General features: G+C 42.5%; 18 protein-coding genes. 5 read left to right on the top strand and 13 right to left on the bottom strand.

The annotated features are described in order from the left end of the window. Positions 1–258: 258 nt before the first annotated feature. Positions 259–972, bottom strand: coding sequence for a GntR family transcriptional regulator (locus BN2425_RS00800; RefSeq protein ID WP_042454028.1), 714 nt, complete (start codon positions 970–972; stop codon positions 259–261). A gap of 315 nt (positions 973–1,287) precedes the next feature. On the opposite strand from BN2425_RS00800, the gene BN2425_RS00795 reads away from it, so the two are divergent. The 5 genes from BN2425_RS00795 (at position 1,288) to BN2425_RS00775 (ending at position 5,423) form a co-directional block, all read left to right on the top strand. Then, complete coding sequence (locus BN2425_RS00795; RefSeq protein WP_042454027.1) at positions 1,288–2,004, top strand: SDR family NAD(P)-dependent oxidoreductase; 717 nt, start codon at positions 1,288–1,290, stop codon at positions 2,002–2,004. After that, positions 2,004–3,017, top strand: a complete 1,014-nt coding sequence (locus BN2425_RS00790) for an S-adenosylmethionine:tRNA ribosyltransferase-isomerase (RefSeq protein ID WP_042454025.1) — start codon at positions 2,004–2,006, stop codon at positions 3,015–3,017. The genes BN2425_RS00795 and BN2425_RS00790 overlap by 1 nt, the downstream gene beginning before the upstream one ends. 14 nt (positions 3,018–3,031) lie before the next feature. Continuing rightward, entirely contained in the window at positions 3,032–3,388 is a 357-nt protein-coding gene (locus tag BN2425_RS00785; protein ID WP_042454023.1) for a VOC family protein, read from the top strand. 266 nt (positions 3,389–3,654) lie between these two features. Further along, positions 3,655–4,767 carry a GAF domain-containing sensor histidine kinase gene (locus BN2425_RS00780; protein WP_042454020.1) on the top strand — a complete coding sequence of 371 codons (1,113 nt, stop codon included), beginning with the start codon at positions 3,655–3,657 and terminating at the stop codon, positions 4,765–4,767. Between the two features lie 14 nt (positions 4,768–4,781). Beyond that, positions 4,782–5,423 carry a response regulator gene (locus BN2425_RS00775; protein WP_042454018.1) on the top strand — a complete coding sequence of 214 codons (642 nt, stop codon included), beginning with the start codon at positions 4,782–4,784 and terminating at the stop codon, positions 5,421–5,423. Positions 5,424–5,734: 311 nt separating this feature from the next. Here the strand turns inward: BN2425_RS00775 and ftsZ are convergent, their stop codons facing one another. From ftsZ to rpmJ, 12 genes are all read right to left on the bottom strand, one after another. Then, positions 5,735–6,895 (bottom strand): cell division protein FtsZ, encoded by a 1,161-nt coding sequence (gene ftsZ, locus BN2425_RS00770; protein ID WP_042454016.1) that lies wholly within the window; start codon positions 6,893–6,895, stop codon positions 5,735–5,737. A 213-nt stretch (positions 6,896–7,108) separates the two neighbouring features. Then, positions 7,109–7,501, bottom strand: coding sequence for a 30S ribosomal protein S9 (gene rpsI / locus BN2425_RS00765; RefSeq protein ID WP_042454013.1), 393 nt, complete (start codon positions 7,499–7,501; stop codon positions 7,109–7,111). Between the two features lie 19 nt (positions 7,502–7,520). Then, positions 7,521–7,958, bottom strand: coding sequence for a 50S ribosomal protein L13 (rplM, locus tag BN2425_RS00760; protein WP_042454011.1), 438 nt, complete (start codon positions 7,956–7,958; stop codon positions 7,521–7,523). Between the two features lie 401 nt (positions 7,959–8,359). Further along, on the bottom strand, positions 8,360–9,097 hold the full coding sequence (gene truA, locus BN2425_RS00755) for a tRNA pseudouridine(38-40) synthase TruA (protein WP_042454009.1): 738 nt from the start codon (positions 9,095–9,097) through the stop codon (positions 8,360–8,362). A gap of 12 nt (positions 9,098–9,109) precedes the next feature. Further along, complete coding sequence (locus BN2425_RS00750) at positions 9,110–9,907, bottom strand: energy-coupling factor transporter transmembrane component T family protein (protein ID WP_042454007.1); 798 nt, start codon at positions 9,905–9,907, stop codon at positions 9,110–9,112. After that, positions 9,904–10,773 (bottom strand): energy-coupling factor ABC transporter ATP-binding protein, encoded by an 870-nt coding sequence (locus BN2425_RS00745; RefSeq protein WP_042454006.1) that lies wholly within the window; start codon positions 10,771–10,773, stop codon positions 9,904–9,906. Before BN2425_RS00745 ends, BN2425_RS00750 begins: the two co-directional genes overlap by 4 nt. Further along, positions 10,749–11,588, bottom strand: a complete 840-nt coding sequence (locus BN2425_RS00740; RefSeq protein WP_042454004.1) for an energy-coupling factor ABC transporter ATP-binding protein — start codon at positions 11,586–11,588, stop codon at positions 10,749–10,751. The genes BN2425_RS00745 and BN2425_RS00740 overlap by 25 nt, the downstream gene beginning before the upstream one ends. Positions 11,589–11,963: 375 nt before the next feature. Then, positions 11,964–12,326, bottom strand: coding sequence for a 50S ribosomal protein L17 (rplQ, locus tag BN2425_RS00735; RefSeq protein ID WP_042454002.1), 363 nt, complete (start codon positions 12,324–12,326; stop codon positions 11,964–11,966). A gap of 63 nt (positions 12,327–12,389) precedes the next feature. Beyond that, the gene (locus BN2425_RS00730; RefSeq protein ID WP_042454000.1) at positions 12,390–13,334 is read right to left on the bottom strand and encodes a DNA-directed RNA polymerase subunit alpha; all 945 of its coding nucleotides are present in this window, start codon (positions 13,332–13,334) and stop codon (positions 12,390–12,392) included. Between the two features lie 168 nt (positions 13,335–13,502). Then, a complete protein-coding gene (rpsK, locus tag BN2425_RS00725; protein ID WP_042453998.1) occupies positions 13,503–13,892 on the bottom strand; it encodes a 30S ribosomal protein S11 in 390 nt (129 codons plus the stop codon). Positions 13,893–13,915: 23 nt separating this feature from the next. Then, entirely contained in the window at positions 13,916–14,281 is a 366-nt protein-coding gene (gene rpsM, locus BN2425_RS00720) for a 30S ribosomal protein S13 (protein WP_042453996.1), read from the bottom strand. Positions 14,282–14,302: 21 nt separating this feature from the next. After that, on the bottom strand, positions 14,303–14,416 hold the full coding sequence (gene rpmJ, locus BN2425_RS00715; protein ID WP_000868344.1) for a 50S ribosomal protein L36: 114 nt from the start codon (positions 14,414–14,416) through the stop codon (positions 14,303–14,305). Between the last annotated feature and the right edge of the window lie 10 nt (positions 14,417–14,426).

The raw sequence follows: 14,426 nt of genomic DNA, 5'->3' as shown, positions 1-14,426 counted from the left end.
CTGCTGTTATGCGCAAGTAGAATCGCCTTATCCACTAGTAGGGGAATGTCTTTGCAAATAGGATTTGCTTATCCGCTAGTTAGCTGCTGCTATGCGCAAGTAGAATCGCCTTATCCGCTAGTTAACTGTTGTTATGCGCAAGTAGAATCGCCTTATCCGCTAGTAAGGGAATGACTTCGCAAATAGGAGTTACTTATCCGCTAGTTAGGAGACATTATCTCGACCATCTCTACAAAAAAAAACCAGCATTCTGTTGGTTCAGAATACTGGCATTTTATAAGTATGGTCGAAAAAATCTTTATAAGGACTGTTTTCTTTGTATAAATCTTCCCAAAGCTTGATCGGTTCGATAATATGCTGCCTGATAATACCTTCGACCTTTTCTGCTTGGTGGTTTTCGATGATTTCAATAAACATTTTGTGTTGGTTAATGGCTTCATTAAAGCTATGTTCCATCTCAGAAAGAAGTCTCATGCGATTGTAATGGGTGCTTAACCGATTGATTGCATCCCAGGCATTCTCTTTATTATTACCGGAAAAAATAATATAGTGAAAGTCCTTATCTAATTGATGAAACTTCCGCTCCATTCCTTGCTGACCAATCAGTAGTTCCTGCTGTGCCACATTGCCTTTTAATTGTAGTAACTTTTCTTTTGGAAATGATTCACATGATAGTTTCAATATTTCTTTCTCTAACGTAATACGGACAAATGTCGCTTCTTCAATTAGCTTGGGCTTAATCTTAGAAACATATGTCCCTACTTGGGGGATGACTTCTACCAAATGTTCTTCCCTTAGTTTTGCCAGTACTTCTCTTATCGGGGTCCGAGAGAGTTGCAGCGCTTCAGCAAGTTCAATTTCACTTATTGTTTGACCTGGCTTTAGCTCTAATGCCATAATGGCCTCTTTTATAACTCTGTATGAATAATCTCGGTTGTTTTCACCAGGCAATTTTGCGGTTACTGTAAACATGTGCGTTACACTCCCATATCAACTATAAAGATTTATTTATTTCATTATAATATAGACCCTTTTTATTTACATAGAGAGCAGGAAGTTTTTCTATAATAACCGCTCCTATTTGTATACTAGTATACTAACAATTAAAAAGAAATGCTATCTATTTTGAAAACCTTCACAAAAAAATTTACTAATGGTCCGTCGATCTGGTCTATAACAATACCCCTTTTCAGACAAAAGTTGTAGAAAAATTCAAGCTTTTATCTGAGGGATCCTTCTGCAAAAAAAGCTATTCTAATACCAACAAGGATAAAGGGGAGATCACACATGAAACAAACAACAGTAATGATTACTGGGGCTTCTAAAGGATTAGGCAAAGCCTTAACATTGGCGTTTGCAAAGGAAGGTGCACGCCTCGCTATCTGTTCCAGATCCTCGGAAAGTCTCCAAGAGCTAAAAGAACAAGTTGAAAGGATGGGTGCAGAGGTATTGGCTGTCACCGCAGATATTTCGAAATCACGGGATGTAGAGCGTTTTATCGCTTTAACAGAGGAAAAATTTGGCCATATTGATGTCTTAATTAATAATGCCTCCATTTTGGGACCAAGTCCAATGCCCCTGCTTTTGGATTACCCAGAAGATGATTTTGCCGAGGTATTGTTCGTAAATGCCGTTTCACCATTTCTCGTTACCCGAAGAGTCATTCCCGGGATGCTTGAACGAAATCAAGGGTCAATTATCAACGTTACATCTGAAGCGGGGCATACAGGATATGCTGGTTGGGGTGCGTACGGAGTATCCAAGTTTGCGGTTGAAGGCCTTACGCAAACCTGGGCAGATGAACTATGCGAAACCAATGTACGGATTAACATGGTAGACCCGGGAGAAATGGATACGGAAATGCATCGGCTGGCAGTTCCTGATTGCGATTATCCCCTGGCTAAGCCGGAAGATGTCGTTCCTATCTTTTTATTTTTGGCCTCCGATCAATCGCAGGGTATAACTGGGCAACGGTTCGAGGCCCAGGGTGAGGAGGCAATATAATGGCAGTCAGTACAATGGATTTTCATCTTCCTCCTGAATTGAATGCCTCCCATCCTCCGGAAAAACGCGGCTTGAGACGGGACCACGTCCGAATGATGGTTCTAGACCGCTTTTCAGGAAAAATCAGGCATGACTCTTTTTATAACCTGCTTCACTATCTCCAGCCTGGGGATCTGATCATTTTAAATAACAGCCGCACGATACCGGCTGTTTTACAAGCAACTGCTCAGCCTAGTGGAACCAAAGTAGAAGTTCGCTTGGCCAGGCGGAAATGTGAGGATACTTGGGAGGCCCTTCTGGTGCCCTCTATCGATGCAGGTTGTACTATATTTTTATCAAATGAATTGTCGGCGACAGTCGTAAGTGAAAAGGAAAACTCACCACTAACGCTGATTCAATTCAATAAAAGAGGAACGGATTTATACAATGGTATTTATGCAATCGGTGAGCCTGTCCGTTATGAATATATTGAGCATGCCTGGGAACTGGACTTTTATCAAACCGTGTTTGCCAGTCACCCCGGTTCAGTGGAGATGCCTTCAGCTGGCAGGGCGTTTAGCTGGGAGCTGTTATTCAAACTGCAGCGTAATGGAATTCAGGCGGATTTCATTCAACTTCACACCGGCTTAAGCTATTTGCTTGATGACAAGTGGCATCAAACACCTAAAGAAAATGATGAGGAATACTGTGTATCTGAATCGGTCATGGATCGAATTTTCAAAACAAAGGCAGCGGGTAAAAGGGTCATTGCCGTTGGCACCACGGTAGTTCGTGCTCTTGAGACAGCAGCCAGTACCGGGAAACTATCAGGTGAAACAAATTTATATATTGACGCTAACTACCCTATGAAAATGGCTGATGGAATCTTAACCGGTTTTCATGAACCAAAGGCTAGCCACCTTGACATGCTTTCCGCTTTTGTGTCCCAACAACAGCTGCTCTCTGCTTATCACCAAGCGATTGCTTCAAGTTATTTATGGCATGAGTTTGGCGACATGAACTTAATAGTATGATGGGAGGCTCTTTGATGCGATTCCACCACTATGCCCTTGAAGTGGATGATCTAGACGAGTCAGTTGCGTTCTACCAGAAACACCTTGGTTTTCTCGAGGAATCCCGGATGATGTTTTGGGACGAAGAGATTGTTTTTCTTGTCTTAAGTGATTTTCGGCTTGAGCTGATTCGTTCTAAAAGGAATGGAAATGCTGAGAGATCTACTCATTTGTGTTTTGAGGTTGGCAATCTTGAGGAGATCATCAATCAATTTGAGCCATGTCGTCTGTTAGAGGGCCCTTACTTACTTGAAAATGGCTGGAGGATTGTCTTCTTTGAGGGACCCAATCATGAGATACTCGAGTTTTTAGAGGCTAAGGGGCATGGATGAAAGACATTTTTTCAAATAAAATTCCCCTTATTGTCCTTCATCCCCTTGATGAAAGACACTTTTGCTCGTGACTTCTTACGTTTTGTCCTTCATAGCCCTGATGAAAGACATTTCCATCGTTATGCCAGCTTGTTTTGACTTTCATCGTTTTAAGCAAAACCTCCTATCAGCCGTAAATGTGGATATTTTAATATTGAAAATTTTTGAATAAAAATAAGTTATAATGGTAGTAATGCAGGGTACGGTACCTGAAGGAGGATTAAAGTATGTCTGTTGAATTTGAGGAAATCAGCATTTTGAAGGAAATCGCTGAACTGCTGAATGAAGGAATAGACACCGTTACGGTATTGTCCGGTGTATTGAAAAAACTCCTCCATGTAACAGGTCTGAAAACAGGCTGGATTTTTTTAATTGATGAAACGGGTAAACATCAGTTAGCCGCGGATGCAGCCTTGCCTCCTGCCCTAGCAGACAACCATAAACAACGGATGTGTCAGGGCAATTGCTGGTGTGTGAATAAATATAATAAACAAACTTTAAATAAAGCTACCAATATTTTAGAATGCAAACGGATTGAGGATGCCCTTGATGAAAATGCCGGAGAAACCTGCGGGCTGACCCATCATGCCACTGTCCCGCTTCGTGCAGGGAATGAACGGTTCGGAATCTTAAATGTCGGGTCCCCACACAAAACGCATTTTGAAAAAAATGAACTCGCATTGCTCGAATCGGTTGCCTACCAAATTGGAACAGCCCTCAAACGAATCAAACTAACCCAACGGGAGCAAGAAAATGCCCTCGTTGCTGAACGAAACCGGCTGGCAAGGGATCTTCATGATTCTGTAAACCAACTATTATTTTCATTGAGTCTTACAGCCCGTGCCGGTCGAGAAATGACAGAAGATGAGAATATAAAACAAACGTTTGATTACATGAAAGATATGGCCCAGGAAGCTCTTGGAGAAATGAGAGCACTTATCTGGCAGTTGCGGCCGCAGGGGCTGGAAAATGGACTCATCAGTGCCCTCAAAAGCTATGCCGATCTGCTGGGACTGACCATGGAATCAAAGGTAACCGGAGCAGCCAGTATCCCCGGCAAGGTAGAGGAAGCCCTATGGCGAATTGGGCAAGAGGCTCTTGCTAATTGTAAAAAACATGCCCAGACCAAGGATGTCAGTTTATCATTCCATACTTCCAACGATGGTGTTAGGTTCACAATTAAGGACAATGGCTGTGGTTTTCTTTACAATGACAAACTCGAACTGCTCTCTCTTGGATTAAAAAGCATGAAAACTCGAACAGAAGCCTTACATGGTGAGTTTCAATTAAACAGCATACCGGGCCGCGGGACAGTAATAAAGATCCGTATTCCGTATTAGGGGGAATAATGAAAATGAGTATACGAGTACTGATAGCGGACGACCATCATGTTGTTAGAAGAGGGCTTGTGCTTTTTTTGCGGACTCAAAAGGACATAGATATTGTTGGAGAAGCAGCAAATGGAAAAGAAGCTGTGGACTTGGCGATGCGGTTAAAGCCCGATTTGATTCTAATGGATTTAGTGATGCCAGAAATGGATGGGATTGAAGCAACACGAGCTATAAAACAGGAACAGCCTGCTATTAAAATCATGATACTAACGAGTTTTTCTGACCAGGGCCATGTAATTCCCGCCCTTGAGGCCGGTGCCTCGGGATTCCAATTAAAAGATATCCAGCCTGATGAGCTTGTCCATTCGATTATAAAGATCATGAAGGGAGAAAACCAGCTACATCCTAAAGCTACATCCCATTTGCTTAACAATCTTTCTAGCAAGAGTAACCCCCAGAAAAAGCAGTTAGAGGAATTAACCAATCGCGAGTTGGATGTATTGAAGGAAATTGCCAAAGGAAAAAGCAATAAAGAAATTGCTTCATCCTTATACATTACTGAGAAGACAGTTAAAACACATGTATCCAATTTATTGGCCAAACTTGAACTTGCTGACCGGACACAGGCCGCCCTCTATGCCGTTAAGCACCAAATAACAGATTAATGCACACCCTAGTGGGTAAGAGAGCGATTCCTAACGACCGCGGGTCAGTTCAACAGGCCGATTGGAGAGTTTGGAGCAACCCCTAACGACCGGGAAGCAGGTTAGTGCACAGCTTGGATAATTAGGAGCAATGTTGTAACGAGGCATAACAACCAAGAACTTCACCATTATCAATATGAAACTGACTGTTCAAGTAGGTAATAGTTGAAATACATCTAGCCGCTAAATTAATTTCTTACATTTGTTTATGGAATCAAAAAAAGCCCCCAAATCAAAAAGGATTGGGAGCCTATGGTACATCAGTCTTATAACTAGAGTTCTCTTCTTCTTCGACGTAAAAACGCTGGTATATCAATAGGTTCTTCTGGTTGCGGTGAATTCCGGTCATGGTTTGGAACCCGTTCTCTTTGGATTACCCGTTCATCATGTGTATGCTGTTCCTTCGGTTCAGACATCCCTTCCTTTGACTGCTCAGAAGGAGATTGCGATAGAGCAGCCTCTTGCTCATTGAATCCTGTGGCAATGACCGTTACTATGATTTCCTCTTTTAAGTTTTCATTAATAACCGAACCAAAAATCATATTTAAATCCTCATGACATGCGGAAGAAACGATTTCAGCTGCCTCCTGTACCTCGAATAAACTTAAATTGCGTCCTCCGGTTATATTCATAATCACGCCTTGTGCTCCAGTAATGGAAGTTTCTAATAAAGGACTATTTAAGGCTTTCTTGGCAGCTTCAACTGCACGATTATCACCTTTTGCCACACCAATACCCATAAGGGCTGTTCCTTTATGGGACATAACCGTTTTCACATCGGCAAAATCAAGGTTAATTAAGCCTGGAACAGCAATCAAATCAGAAATACCCTGAACACCTTGTCTCAGCACATTATCTGCTTCATGGAAGGCTTGGACCATTGGCGTTTTTTTATCAACAATATCTAACAGACGATCATTTGGAATAATAATTAAAGTGTCGACGGCCTCTCTCATATCGTTAATTCCCTTTAGCGCATTTGCCGCACGCTTATGTCCCTCGAATTTAAACGGACGCGTGACAACCCCAATGGTTAAGGCGCCAATATTACGGGCGATTTTGGCAATGGCAGGTGCGGCGCCTGTTCCTGTGCCTCCGCCCATACCGGCTGTAACGAAAACCATGTCTGCTCCCGTAAGTACTTCTTCAATTTGCCGTTTACTTTCTTCTACTGCCCTTTTTCCTATTTCCGGATTTGCACCTGCCCCTAAACCTCTTGTTAACGTAGCGCCGATTTGCATTTTGATTTCCGCCCTTGATTGTTTAAGGGCTTGTGCATCTGTATTAGCCGCGATAAATTCTACTCCGTCAACTCCGGCTTCAATCATTCGGTTTACGGCGTTGTTTCCCCCGCCACCAACACCTATAACCTTAATGGCAGCGTATTGATCTATATTTGTATCGAAAAAATTCAATTGGGTGCTCCTCCTCATTTAACCATTTGTCTAAATATTCAGTCTAAAAATGCTCGTACTACAAAGAATTCCTTATATTATTCGAAATTATCATCCGTTTTTTATCGGTACGGATGTAGGAGGAATGGGGGATATTTTGACTTCTTTACATGAGCTATTTATATCATAAATCATCATATAATAAAAAAGGCTCCCAAACAACAAGGTTTGAGAGCCTTCGAAACGTAATAATTAACGTTTTGAGAACTGAGGTGCACGACGAGCGCCTTTAAGACCGTACTTCTTACGTTCTTTCATACGTGGGTCACGAGTTAATAGACCAGCGCGCTTTAATGTTGGACGGTATTCTGGGTCAGCTTGTAATAATGCACGAGCAACACCATGACGGATTGCGCCAGCTTGACCAGTGTAACCACCGCCGCTTACGTTTACAAGAACATCGTAGCTGCCAACAGTTTCAGTAGCAACTAGAGGTTGTCTTACAACAACGCGTAAAGCTTCGAATGGAATATATTCTTCAATGTCACGACCATTAATAACAATTTTGCCTGTACCTGGAACTAAGCGCACACGTGCGACAGAGCTCTTACGACGGCCAGTACCAATGTATTGAACTTGTGCCAAGTTAATTCCCTCCTCTTAATTAACCGCGAAGTTCGTAAACTTCAGGTTTTTGTGCTTGATGTGGATGCTCTGCGCCAGCATACACGTGTAATTTTTTGAACTGTTGACGACCAAGAGAATTCTTTGGAAGCATGCCTTTAACAGCAAGCTCAATCATTTTCTCAGCGTAGTTCGTACGCATTTCAAGAGCTGTTCTTTGTTTTAAACCGCCTGGATGTAAGCTGTGACGGTAGTAGATTTTGTCAGTTAATTTTTTACCAGTTAGTTCTACTTTAGATGCATTAAGAATGATTACATGATCACCAGTATCAACATGTGGTGTAAAAGTTGGTTTGTTCTTACCGCGCAAAATGGATGCTACTTCAGAAGCAAGACGACCAAGAGTTTTGCCCTCAGCATCAATTACATACCATTTACGCTCGATATTATTGGCATTAGCCATAAATGTTGAACGCATGAGTTACCCTCCTAAATTTTAAATCCGTAAAGATTATTAGTTTCGCACCTTCAAAGCTTTAGGTCGTTTCAAACCTGTTCCGGGGAATGAATGCCTATGCCCTTGTGCGTTGATTTCACTTCAAATATGTTTAATCACGATGAAGACTTTCCGGGGCTTTATCGTGGGATTTAAAACACACACATATAATATAATAAAACCTATAGGTCACATTGTCAAGAAGATGTTACACCAGGGACAGTTGTTTTTCATTTTTAGCTTATAATTAGTGATTCACTGCGAATTTTACAAAAGTAGGCCTGGATTCTACAAAACACCTGTCGAATTCAACAAATCCATTGGTTATTCTACAAAGTAGACAGGTTATTCTACAAAGTTTGTATATATTTTCCAAATAATCGTTAGTAAAACACCCGCCACAGATACAACCCATGAGCTGGGGCAGTCTTTCCGGCAAAACGGCGGTCTTTTTTTTGCAAGATCGCAGGGATGTCCTGGGGGTTCAATTCTCCTGCTCCGACCTCCAGCAACGTTCCCACCAAGATCCTTACCATATTATATAAAAATCCATTGCCCACAAAACGTAATGTCAGTAAATCCTTATCCAAGGAAAAATCAATCGTTTCAATGGTCCGGATTTTGTCTTCCACCTCTGTCTTTGCGGAACAAAAGCTGGTAAAATCATGGGTCCCCAAAAAGAAAGCGGACGCTTGCTTCATAGCTTCTATATCCAAGGGATACCGGTATTGATAAGCATAGCTGCGCAGAAACGGATCGCGCTTGCCAGATAAAAGCAGTTGGTAGCGATATTCTTTTCCTTCTGCATCAAAGCGGGCGTGAAATGATGGGCTGGCTGCCTCGATGGACAGTACGGCTATATCCTCGGGAAGCAAGGAATTCATCGCTATTTCCCATTTTTCCGGAGGGATGGACAGCGGAGAGTCAAAATGAATGACCTGCCCCTTAGCATGTACTCCAGCATCCGTTCTGCCGGACGCTGTTACCTTGACCGCTTGCCCCTTATGAATTTTGGTTAACATGGTTTCCAGTTCAGCTTGTACCGTTCGTTTTTTCGGCTGAACTTGGTACCCAGAAAAACCAGTGCCATCATAGGTGATAATTCCCTTGAATCTTTGCATGGGCCTACCTCTTTATGATCTAAATAGAATGAGTAGTACGGTTAAAACGACCAGAATTAAAATCTGGATCGTATCTACAGCACCCCAGCTTAAGAGCCGGTATTTCGTCCGTCCTTCTCCGCCGCGGTAGCCTCTTGCCTCCATCGCGATTGCGAGCTCCTCGGCACGCTTAAACGAACTGACAAACAGCGGAATTAATAATGGAATAACCGCTTTGATCCGTTCTTTAAACGGACCGCTGGCAAATTCCACTCCCCGGGCTGTCTGCGCCTTCATGATTTTGTCTGTTTCCTGCATCAGCGTGGGAATAAACCTTAACGAAATAGACATCATTAACGCCATTTCATGAACAGGAAAACGAACCTTTTTCAATGGGTTCAGCAGTGCTTCCAAACCATCAGTAATTTCAATAGGAGTTGTCGTTAACGTTAATAGTGACGTAATCAAGATCAAGAAGAAAAACCGTAAGGAGATGAATACCCCCATTTTGATTCCTTCCTCATAAATTTTGACAGGTCCCCACGTAAACACAACACTGCCTTCTTTTGTGAAAAATAACTGCATGATAAAGGTTAATAAAACCAGCCATATAACAGGTTTAAGGCCGCCGTATAAAAACTTGGCCGGCACCTTTGATAATCCCAATAAGAAAAAAGTATAAATACCAATAAGCACATAGGTGATCCAGTTATTTGCTAAAAAGATAATGCATACAAAAAGGAAAATAATAATCAATTTCGACCGAGGGTCCATTTTATGAATCAAGGAATCGGCTGGCACATACCGGCCAAAAATCATTTTTTCCATCATGGGCGGACACCTCCGCTCACCATATCTGCCACAACTGCCGCCAGTTCGTCGATAGACAGGCAAATCTTGCCCAGCTTTCTGCCAATCTTTTTCTCAAGGCTCAATTGAAACCGTACCACTTCTGGAACATCCAATCCCATTTGCATAAGTTCTTCTGGTGAGGAAAAGATCTCTTCAGGAGTGCCTTGTTTGGCGACCCTGCCCTGCTGCATAATGACGATTTGATCTGCGTACCGTGCCGCATCTTCCATACTGTGTGTCACCAATATCGTGGAGAGCTGCCGTTGCTTATGAAGCGAATAAAACATGTCCATAATCTCCTTGCGGCCGCGAGGATCAAGCCCTGCTGTAGGCTCATCCAGAACAATGACATCGGGGTCCATCGCCAATACACCGGCAATGGCCACACGTCGCATTTGGCCGCCTGACAGGTCAAATGGTGATTTTTCTAGAATTTCTTTCCCAAGTCCTACTTGGTTCAACGCTATTCTGGCCCGTTCTCTTGCTTCAGACTCAGAGACGCCAAAATTCATCGGACCAAACATAATATCCTTTTCAACGGTTTCTTCAAACAGCTGGTGTTCCGGAAACTGGAACACAATTCCAACCCGTTTGCGGACCGGTTTCAGGTTTTTATTCTTCTGATGGGCTTTAATTTCATATTCACCAATCTTGACCATACCCTCAGTTGGCTGCAGGAGTGCATTTAAATGTTGCAAAACCGTTGATTTGCCGGAGCCGGTATGACCAATTAGTGCCAAATAAGTCCCGGATGGAATGTTAATCGATACATCGGAAATCGCCAGGCGTTCAAATGGTGTGCCCGCCTGATAGCGATATTCTACCTTTTCGAGTGAGATGTCCATATCTCTGTCACCAACTCTTCCTCCGATAAATACCGGTTTGGTAAATTGACCCCCTGCAGTCTGAGGGCTTGGCCCATCTTAACAGAGAAAGGAATGTCCAAGCCTAATTGAATGAGTTCCTCTTCCATGGAGAAAATCTCTGCAGGAATGCCTTGCCGATAGACTTCTCCCTTGTTCATGACAATCATTCGATCGGCTTTAGCTGCTTCTTCCAAATCATGAGTGATCGAAATGACTGTCAACAATTTTTCATCCTGTAAGGCCCTTACCGTCTCCAGTACTTCCTCCCTGCCTCTCGGGTCAAGCATCGATGTTGCTTCGTCTAGAATAATAATGGCTGGCCTTAACGCGAGTACTCCAGCAATGGCCACCCTTTGCTTTTGGCCTCCAGACAGATGGTGGGGCTCTTGATCTAGAAACGCCTCCATTTTAACCTTTTTCAAGGCATCTTTTACCCGTTCCACCATTTCTTCTCTTGGAATCCCCATGTTTTCTAAACCAAAAGCCACATCATCTTGAACGGTTGTACCCACAAACTGATTATCTGGGTTTTGGAAGACCATGCCGATTTTACGGCGGATTTCCCAAATAGTCTCTTCGTTCAGCTTGGTACCTGAAACCACGATTTCTCCCTGCTGCGGAAATTGCAATCCGTTTAGCAGCTTGGCCATGGTTGACTTTCCAGAACCGTTATGGCCTACAATCGCTAGCCATTCTCCCTCGTAAATATCAAAGGAGACAGACTTGAGCGCCATTCTGTCTTGTTCATCATATTGAAAGGACACTTCCTTTAAAGACACAATCGGCTGTTTCATTGCGGCGATTCCCTCCCTGTCCTATACCTCAGCTCTTCTCTACTTACCGTTAAATACAAAAAAAGCCTGCACCTCATCCCAGGGCAGTGCTTGATTAACTCAACAACATGCAATACTTGCAATATATAATTGGGAGAGGTGCATAAGCTAGACGAGACGCAAAACATTTACGCTCAACCAGGGATCTCTCAGTAAATGCTAAACTCAAAAAGACAAAGCTACCTGTTTTATCTTTCAAAAGTTTCTCCTTCCCTGTGGAGTTACGCTCATCATAACGCTCTTTTTGGCTGTTCCGAGACCATACCTACAGAAAAAGGGCAGAGAACAAGTTCTTGTAACAAAACTGTCCAGTACCCTTGTTGTCTGTCCAAGTTATTAAACTAACTCGATAATTACCATTGGTGCACCGTCACCACGACGAGGTCCAAGTTTCATAATGCGAGTATAGCCACCTTGACGCTCTTGATAACGAGGAGCAATATCAGCGAATAACTTTTGTAGTGCATCTTGACCGCTCTCTGCATCAGCTACTTCATTACGAACGTAAGCAGCAGCTTGACGACGTGCATGAAGGTCTCCGCGTTTTCCTAGAGTGATCATTTTCTCAACAGTTGAGCGAAGCTCTTTCGCACGGGTTTCTGTTGTTTCAATGCGCTCGTTGATGATTAAATCTGTTGTTAAGTCACGAAGCATAGCTTTACGCTGTGCGCTTGTACGTCCTAACTTTCTGTATGCCATGAAGGGTTCCCTCCTTTTTGAAATCTTTATATATTTTGGATCAGCTAAAGTCCAACCAATTACCTAGTCGTCTTTCCGTAAGCCTAATCCAAGCTCTTCTAGTTTTGCCTTCACTTCTTCGAGTGATTTACGGCCCAAGTTACGTACTTTCATCATATCTTCTTCAGTTTTATTAGCTAATTCCTGAACAGTGTTGATGCCTGCACGTTTTAGACAGTTATAAGAACGAACAGAAAGATCAAGTTCTTCAATTGTCATTTCTAGAACCTTTTCTTTTTGATCCTCTTCTTTTTCAATCATAATTTCAGCATTCTGAGCTTCATCAGTTAATCCGACAAAGATATTCAAATGCTCAGTTAAGATTTTCGAACCAAGTGCAATTGCTTCTTTAGGGCCAGTGCTGCCATCTGTCCAAACGTCTAATGTCAGTTTATCAAAGTTGGCTAATTGACCCACACGAGTATTTTCAACTTGGTAAGATACACGAGAAACTGGCGTATAAATTGAATCAATCGGAATGACACCAATAGGCTGATCCTCGCGCTTGTTTTGATCCGCAGGTGTATATCCTCTACCGCGTTTAGCTGTTAAACGCATGTGAAGATGTCCATTTGCTGCTAACGTTGCGATATGAAGATCAGGATTCAATATTTCTACGTCACTATCATGAGTAATATTACCAGCTGTAACAGGTCCTTCACCTTGAACATCGATTTCAAGAGTCTTCTCTTCATCAGAGTATATCTTTAAAGCGATTTTTTTAATGTTTAGTATGATGGATGTTACGTCTTCTACAACACCTTCAATTGTTGAGAACTCATGAAGTACCCCATCGACCTGAATCGCGGTAACAGCGGCACCTGGGAGTGAAGATAATAGGATACGACGTAAGGAGTTACCCAAAGTGGTACCATATCCACGCTCAAGCGGCTCTACTACGAACTTACCGTACTTGGCATCATCGCTGATCTCAACCGTTTCGATTTTTGGTTTTTCTATTTCGATCATCAAATAACCCTCCTTCAAAACGTCGAAACCTCGAATAGTATTTTACTACTCGAAATTCCCCCATGTATACGTTCCCGTTCTGTGCACAACAACTGGAATAAATAATTTCTGGAAAAATTCATATCATATCCCATTATAGACAGGTGATACAAATCTTATACAGAAAAATTACACACGACGACGTTTTGGCGGACGGCATCCGTTATGGGGAACTGGTGTAACATCCTTAATAGCTGTTACTTCAAGTCCTGCAGCTTGAAGAGCACGGATAGCAGCCTCACGTCCAGCGCCAGGTCCTTTAACAGTAACTTCTAATGTTTTCATGCCATGATCCATAGAAGCCTTAGCAGCTGTTTCAGCAGCCATTTGGGCAGCGAATGGAGTAGATTTACGAGAACCTTTAAATCCAAGCGCACCTGCACTAGACCAAGAAATCGCATTACCATGTACATCAGTGATTGTTACAATCGTATTGTTAAAAGTTGAGCGGATGTGAGCAACACCAGCTTCAATATTCTTTTTCACACGACGTTTACGTGTATTCGTTTTACGTGCCATTTTTAATTAACCTCCTTTACCGATTACTTCTTCTTGTTAGCAACAGTCTTACGAGGACCTTTGCGTGTACGAGCATTGTTTTTCGTATTTTGTCCGCGAACAGGTAAGCCGCGACGATGACGAAGACCGCGGTAGCAGCCGATTTCCATTAGACGCTTAATGTTTAGAGAAACTTCACGACGAAGGTCACCCTCAACTTTTAGCTTGTCAATGATATCACGGATTTTATTTAACTCATCTTCTGTTAAATCACGAACACGAGTATCTTCAGAAACGCCAGCTTCTGCTAAGATTTTTTGAGCAGTTGGTTTACCAATACCATAAATATAAGTTAAAGAGATAACTACACGCTTTTCACGTGGAATATCTACACCAGCAATACGTGCCATTTAATGTGCACCTCCTATCAATTAACCTTGTTTTTGTTTATGCTTAGGGTTTTCACAGATAACCATTACTTTACCGCGACGGCGAATAACTTTACATTTTTCGCAGATCGGTTTAACAGATGGTCTTACTTTCATTATCCTAACC

The organism is Neobacillus dielmonensis (genome assembly GCF_000612665.1).
In the GTDB taxonomy this organism is placed as follows: Bacteria; Bacillota; Bacilli; order Bacillales; family Cytobacillaceae; genus Neobacillus; species Neobacillus dielmonensis.
The sequence above is the reverse complement of the archived record's forward strand: the minus strand, read 5'-3'. Positions and strand labels throughout refer to the sequence as shown.

Bases quoted from the DNA above. Each gene is read 5' to 3' on its own strand.
- rplM (WP_042454011.1), bottom strand. From the start codon at position 7,958: ATGCGTTCAACATTTATGGCTAATGCCAATAATATCGAGCGTAAATGG.
- BN2425_RS00780 (WP_042454020.1), top strand. From the start codon at position 3,655: ATGTCTGTTGAATTTGAGGAAATCAGCATTTTGAAGGAAATCGCTGAA.
- rpsK (WP_042453998.1), bottom strand. From the start codon at position 13,892: ATGGCACGTAAAACGAATACACGTAAACGTCGTGTGAAAAAGAATATT.
- rpmJ (WP_000868344.1), bottom strand. From the start codon at position 14,416: ATGAAAGTAAGACCATCTGTTAAACCGATCTGCGAAAAATGTAAAGTT.
- BN2425_RS00785 (WP_042454023.1), top strand. From the start codon at position 3,032: ATGCGATTCCACCACTATGCCCTTGAAGTGGATGATCTAGACGAGTCA.
- BN2425_RS00795 (WP_042454027.1), top strand. From the start codon at position 1,288: ATGAAACAAACAACAGTAATGATTACTGGGGCTTCTAAAGGATTAGGC.
- truA (WP_042454009.1), bottom strand. From the start codon at position 9,097: ATGCAAAGATTCAAGGGAATTATCACCTATGATGGCACTGGTTTTTCT.
- BN2425_RS00730 (WP_042454000.1), bottom strand. From the start codon at position 13,334: ATGATCGAAATAGAAAAACCAAAAATCGAAACGGTTGAGATCAGCGAT.
- BN2425_RS00790 (WP_042454025.1), top strand. From the start codon at position 2,004: ATGGCAGTCAGTACAATGGATTTTCATCTTCCTCCTGAATTGAATGCC.
- ftsZ (WP_042454016.1), bottom strand. From the start codon at position 6,895: ATGAGGAGGAGCACCCAATTGAATTTTTTCGATACAAATATAGATCAA.
- BN2425_RS00750 (WP_042454007.1), bottom strand. From the start codon at position 9,907: ATGATGGAAAAAATGATTTTTGGCCGGTATGTGCCAGCCGATTCCTTG.
- BN2425_RS00775 (WP_042454018.1), top strand. From the start codon at position 4,782: ATGAGTATACGAGTACTGATAGCGGACGACCATCATGTTGTTAGAAGA.
- BN2425_RS00740 (WP_042454004.1), bottom strand. From the start codon at position 11,588: ATGAAACAGCCGATTGTGTCTTTAAAGGAAGTGTCCTTTCAATATGAT.
- rplQ (WP_042454002.1), bottom strand. From the start codon at position 12,326: ATGGCATACAGAAAGTTAGGACGTACAAGCGCACAGCGTAAAGCTATG.
- BN2425_RS00800 (WP_042454028.1), bottom strand. From the start codon at position 972: ATGTTTACAGTAACCGCAAAATTGCCTGGTGAAAACAACCGAGATTAT.
- BN2425_RS00745 (WP_042454006.1), bottom strand. From the start codon at position 10,773: ATGGACATCTCACTCGAAAAGGTAGAATATCGCTATCAGGCGGGCACA.
- rpsM (WP_042453996.1), bottom strand. From the start codon at position 14,281: ATGGCACGTATTGCTGGTGTAGATATTCCACGTGAAAAGCGTGTAGTT.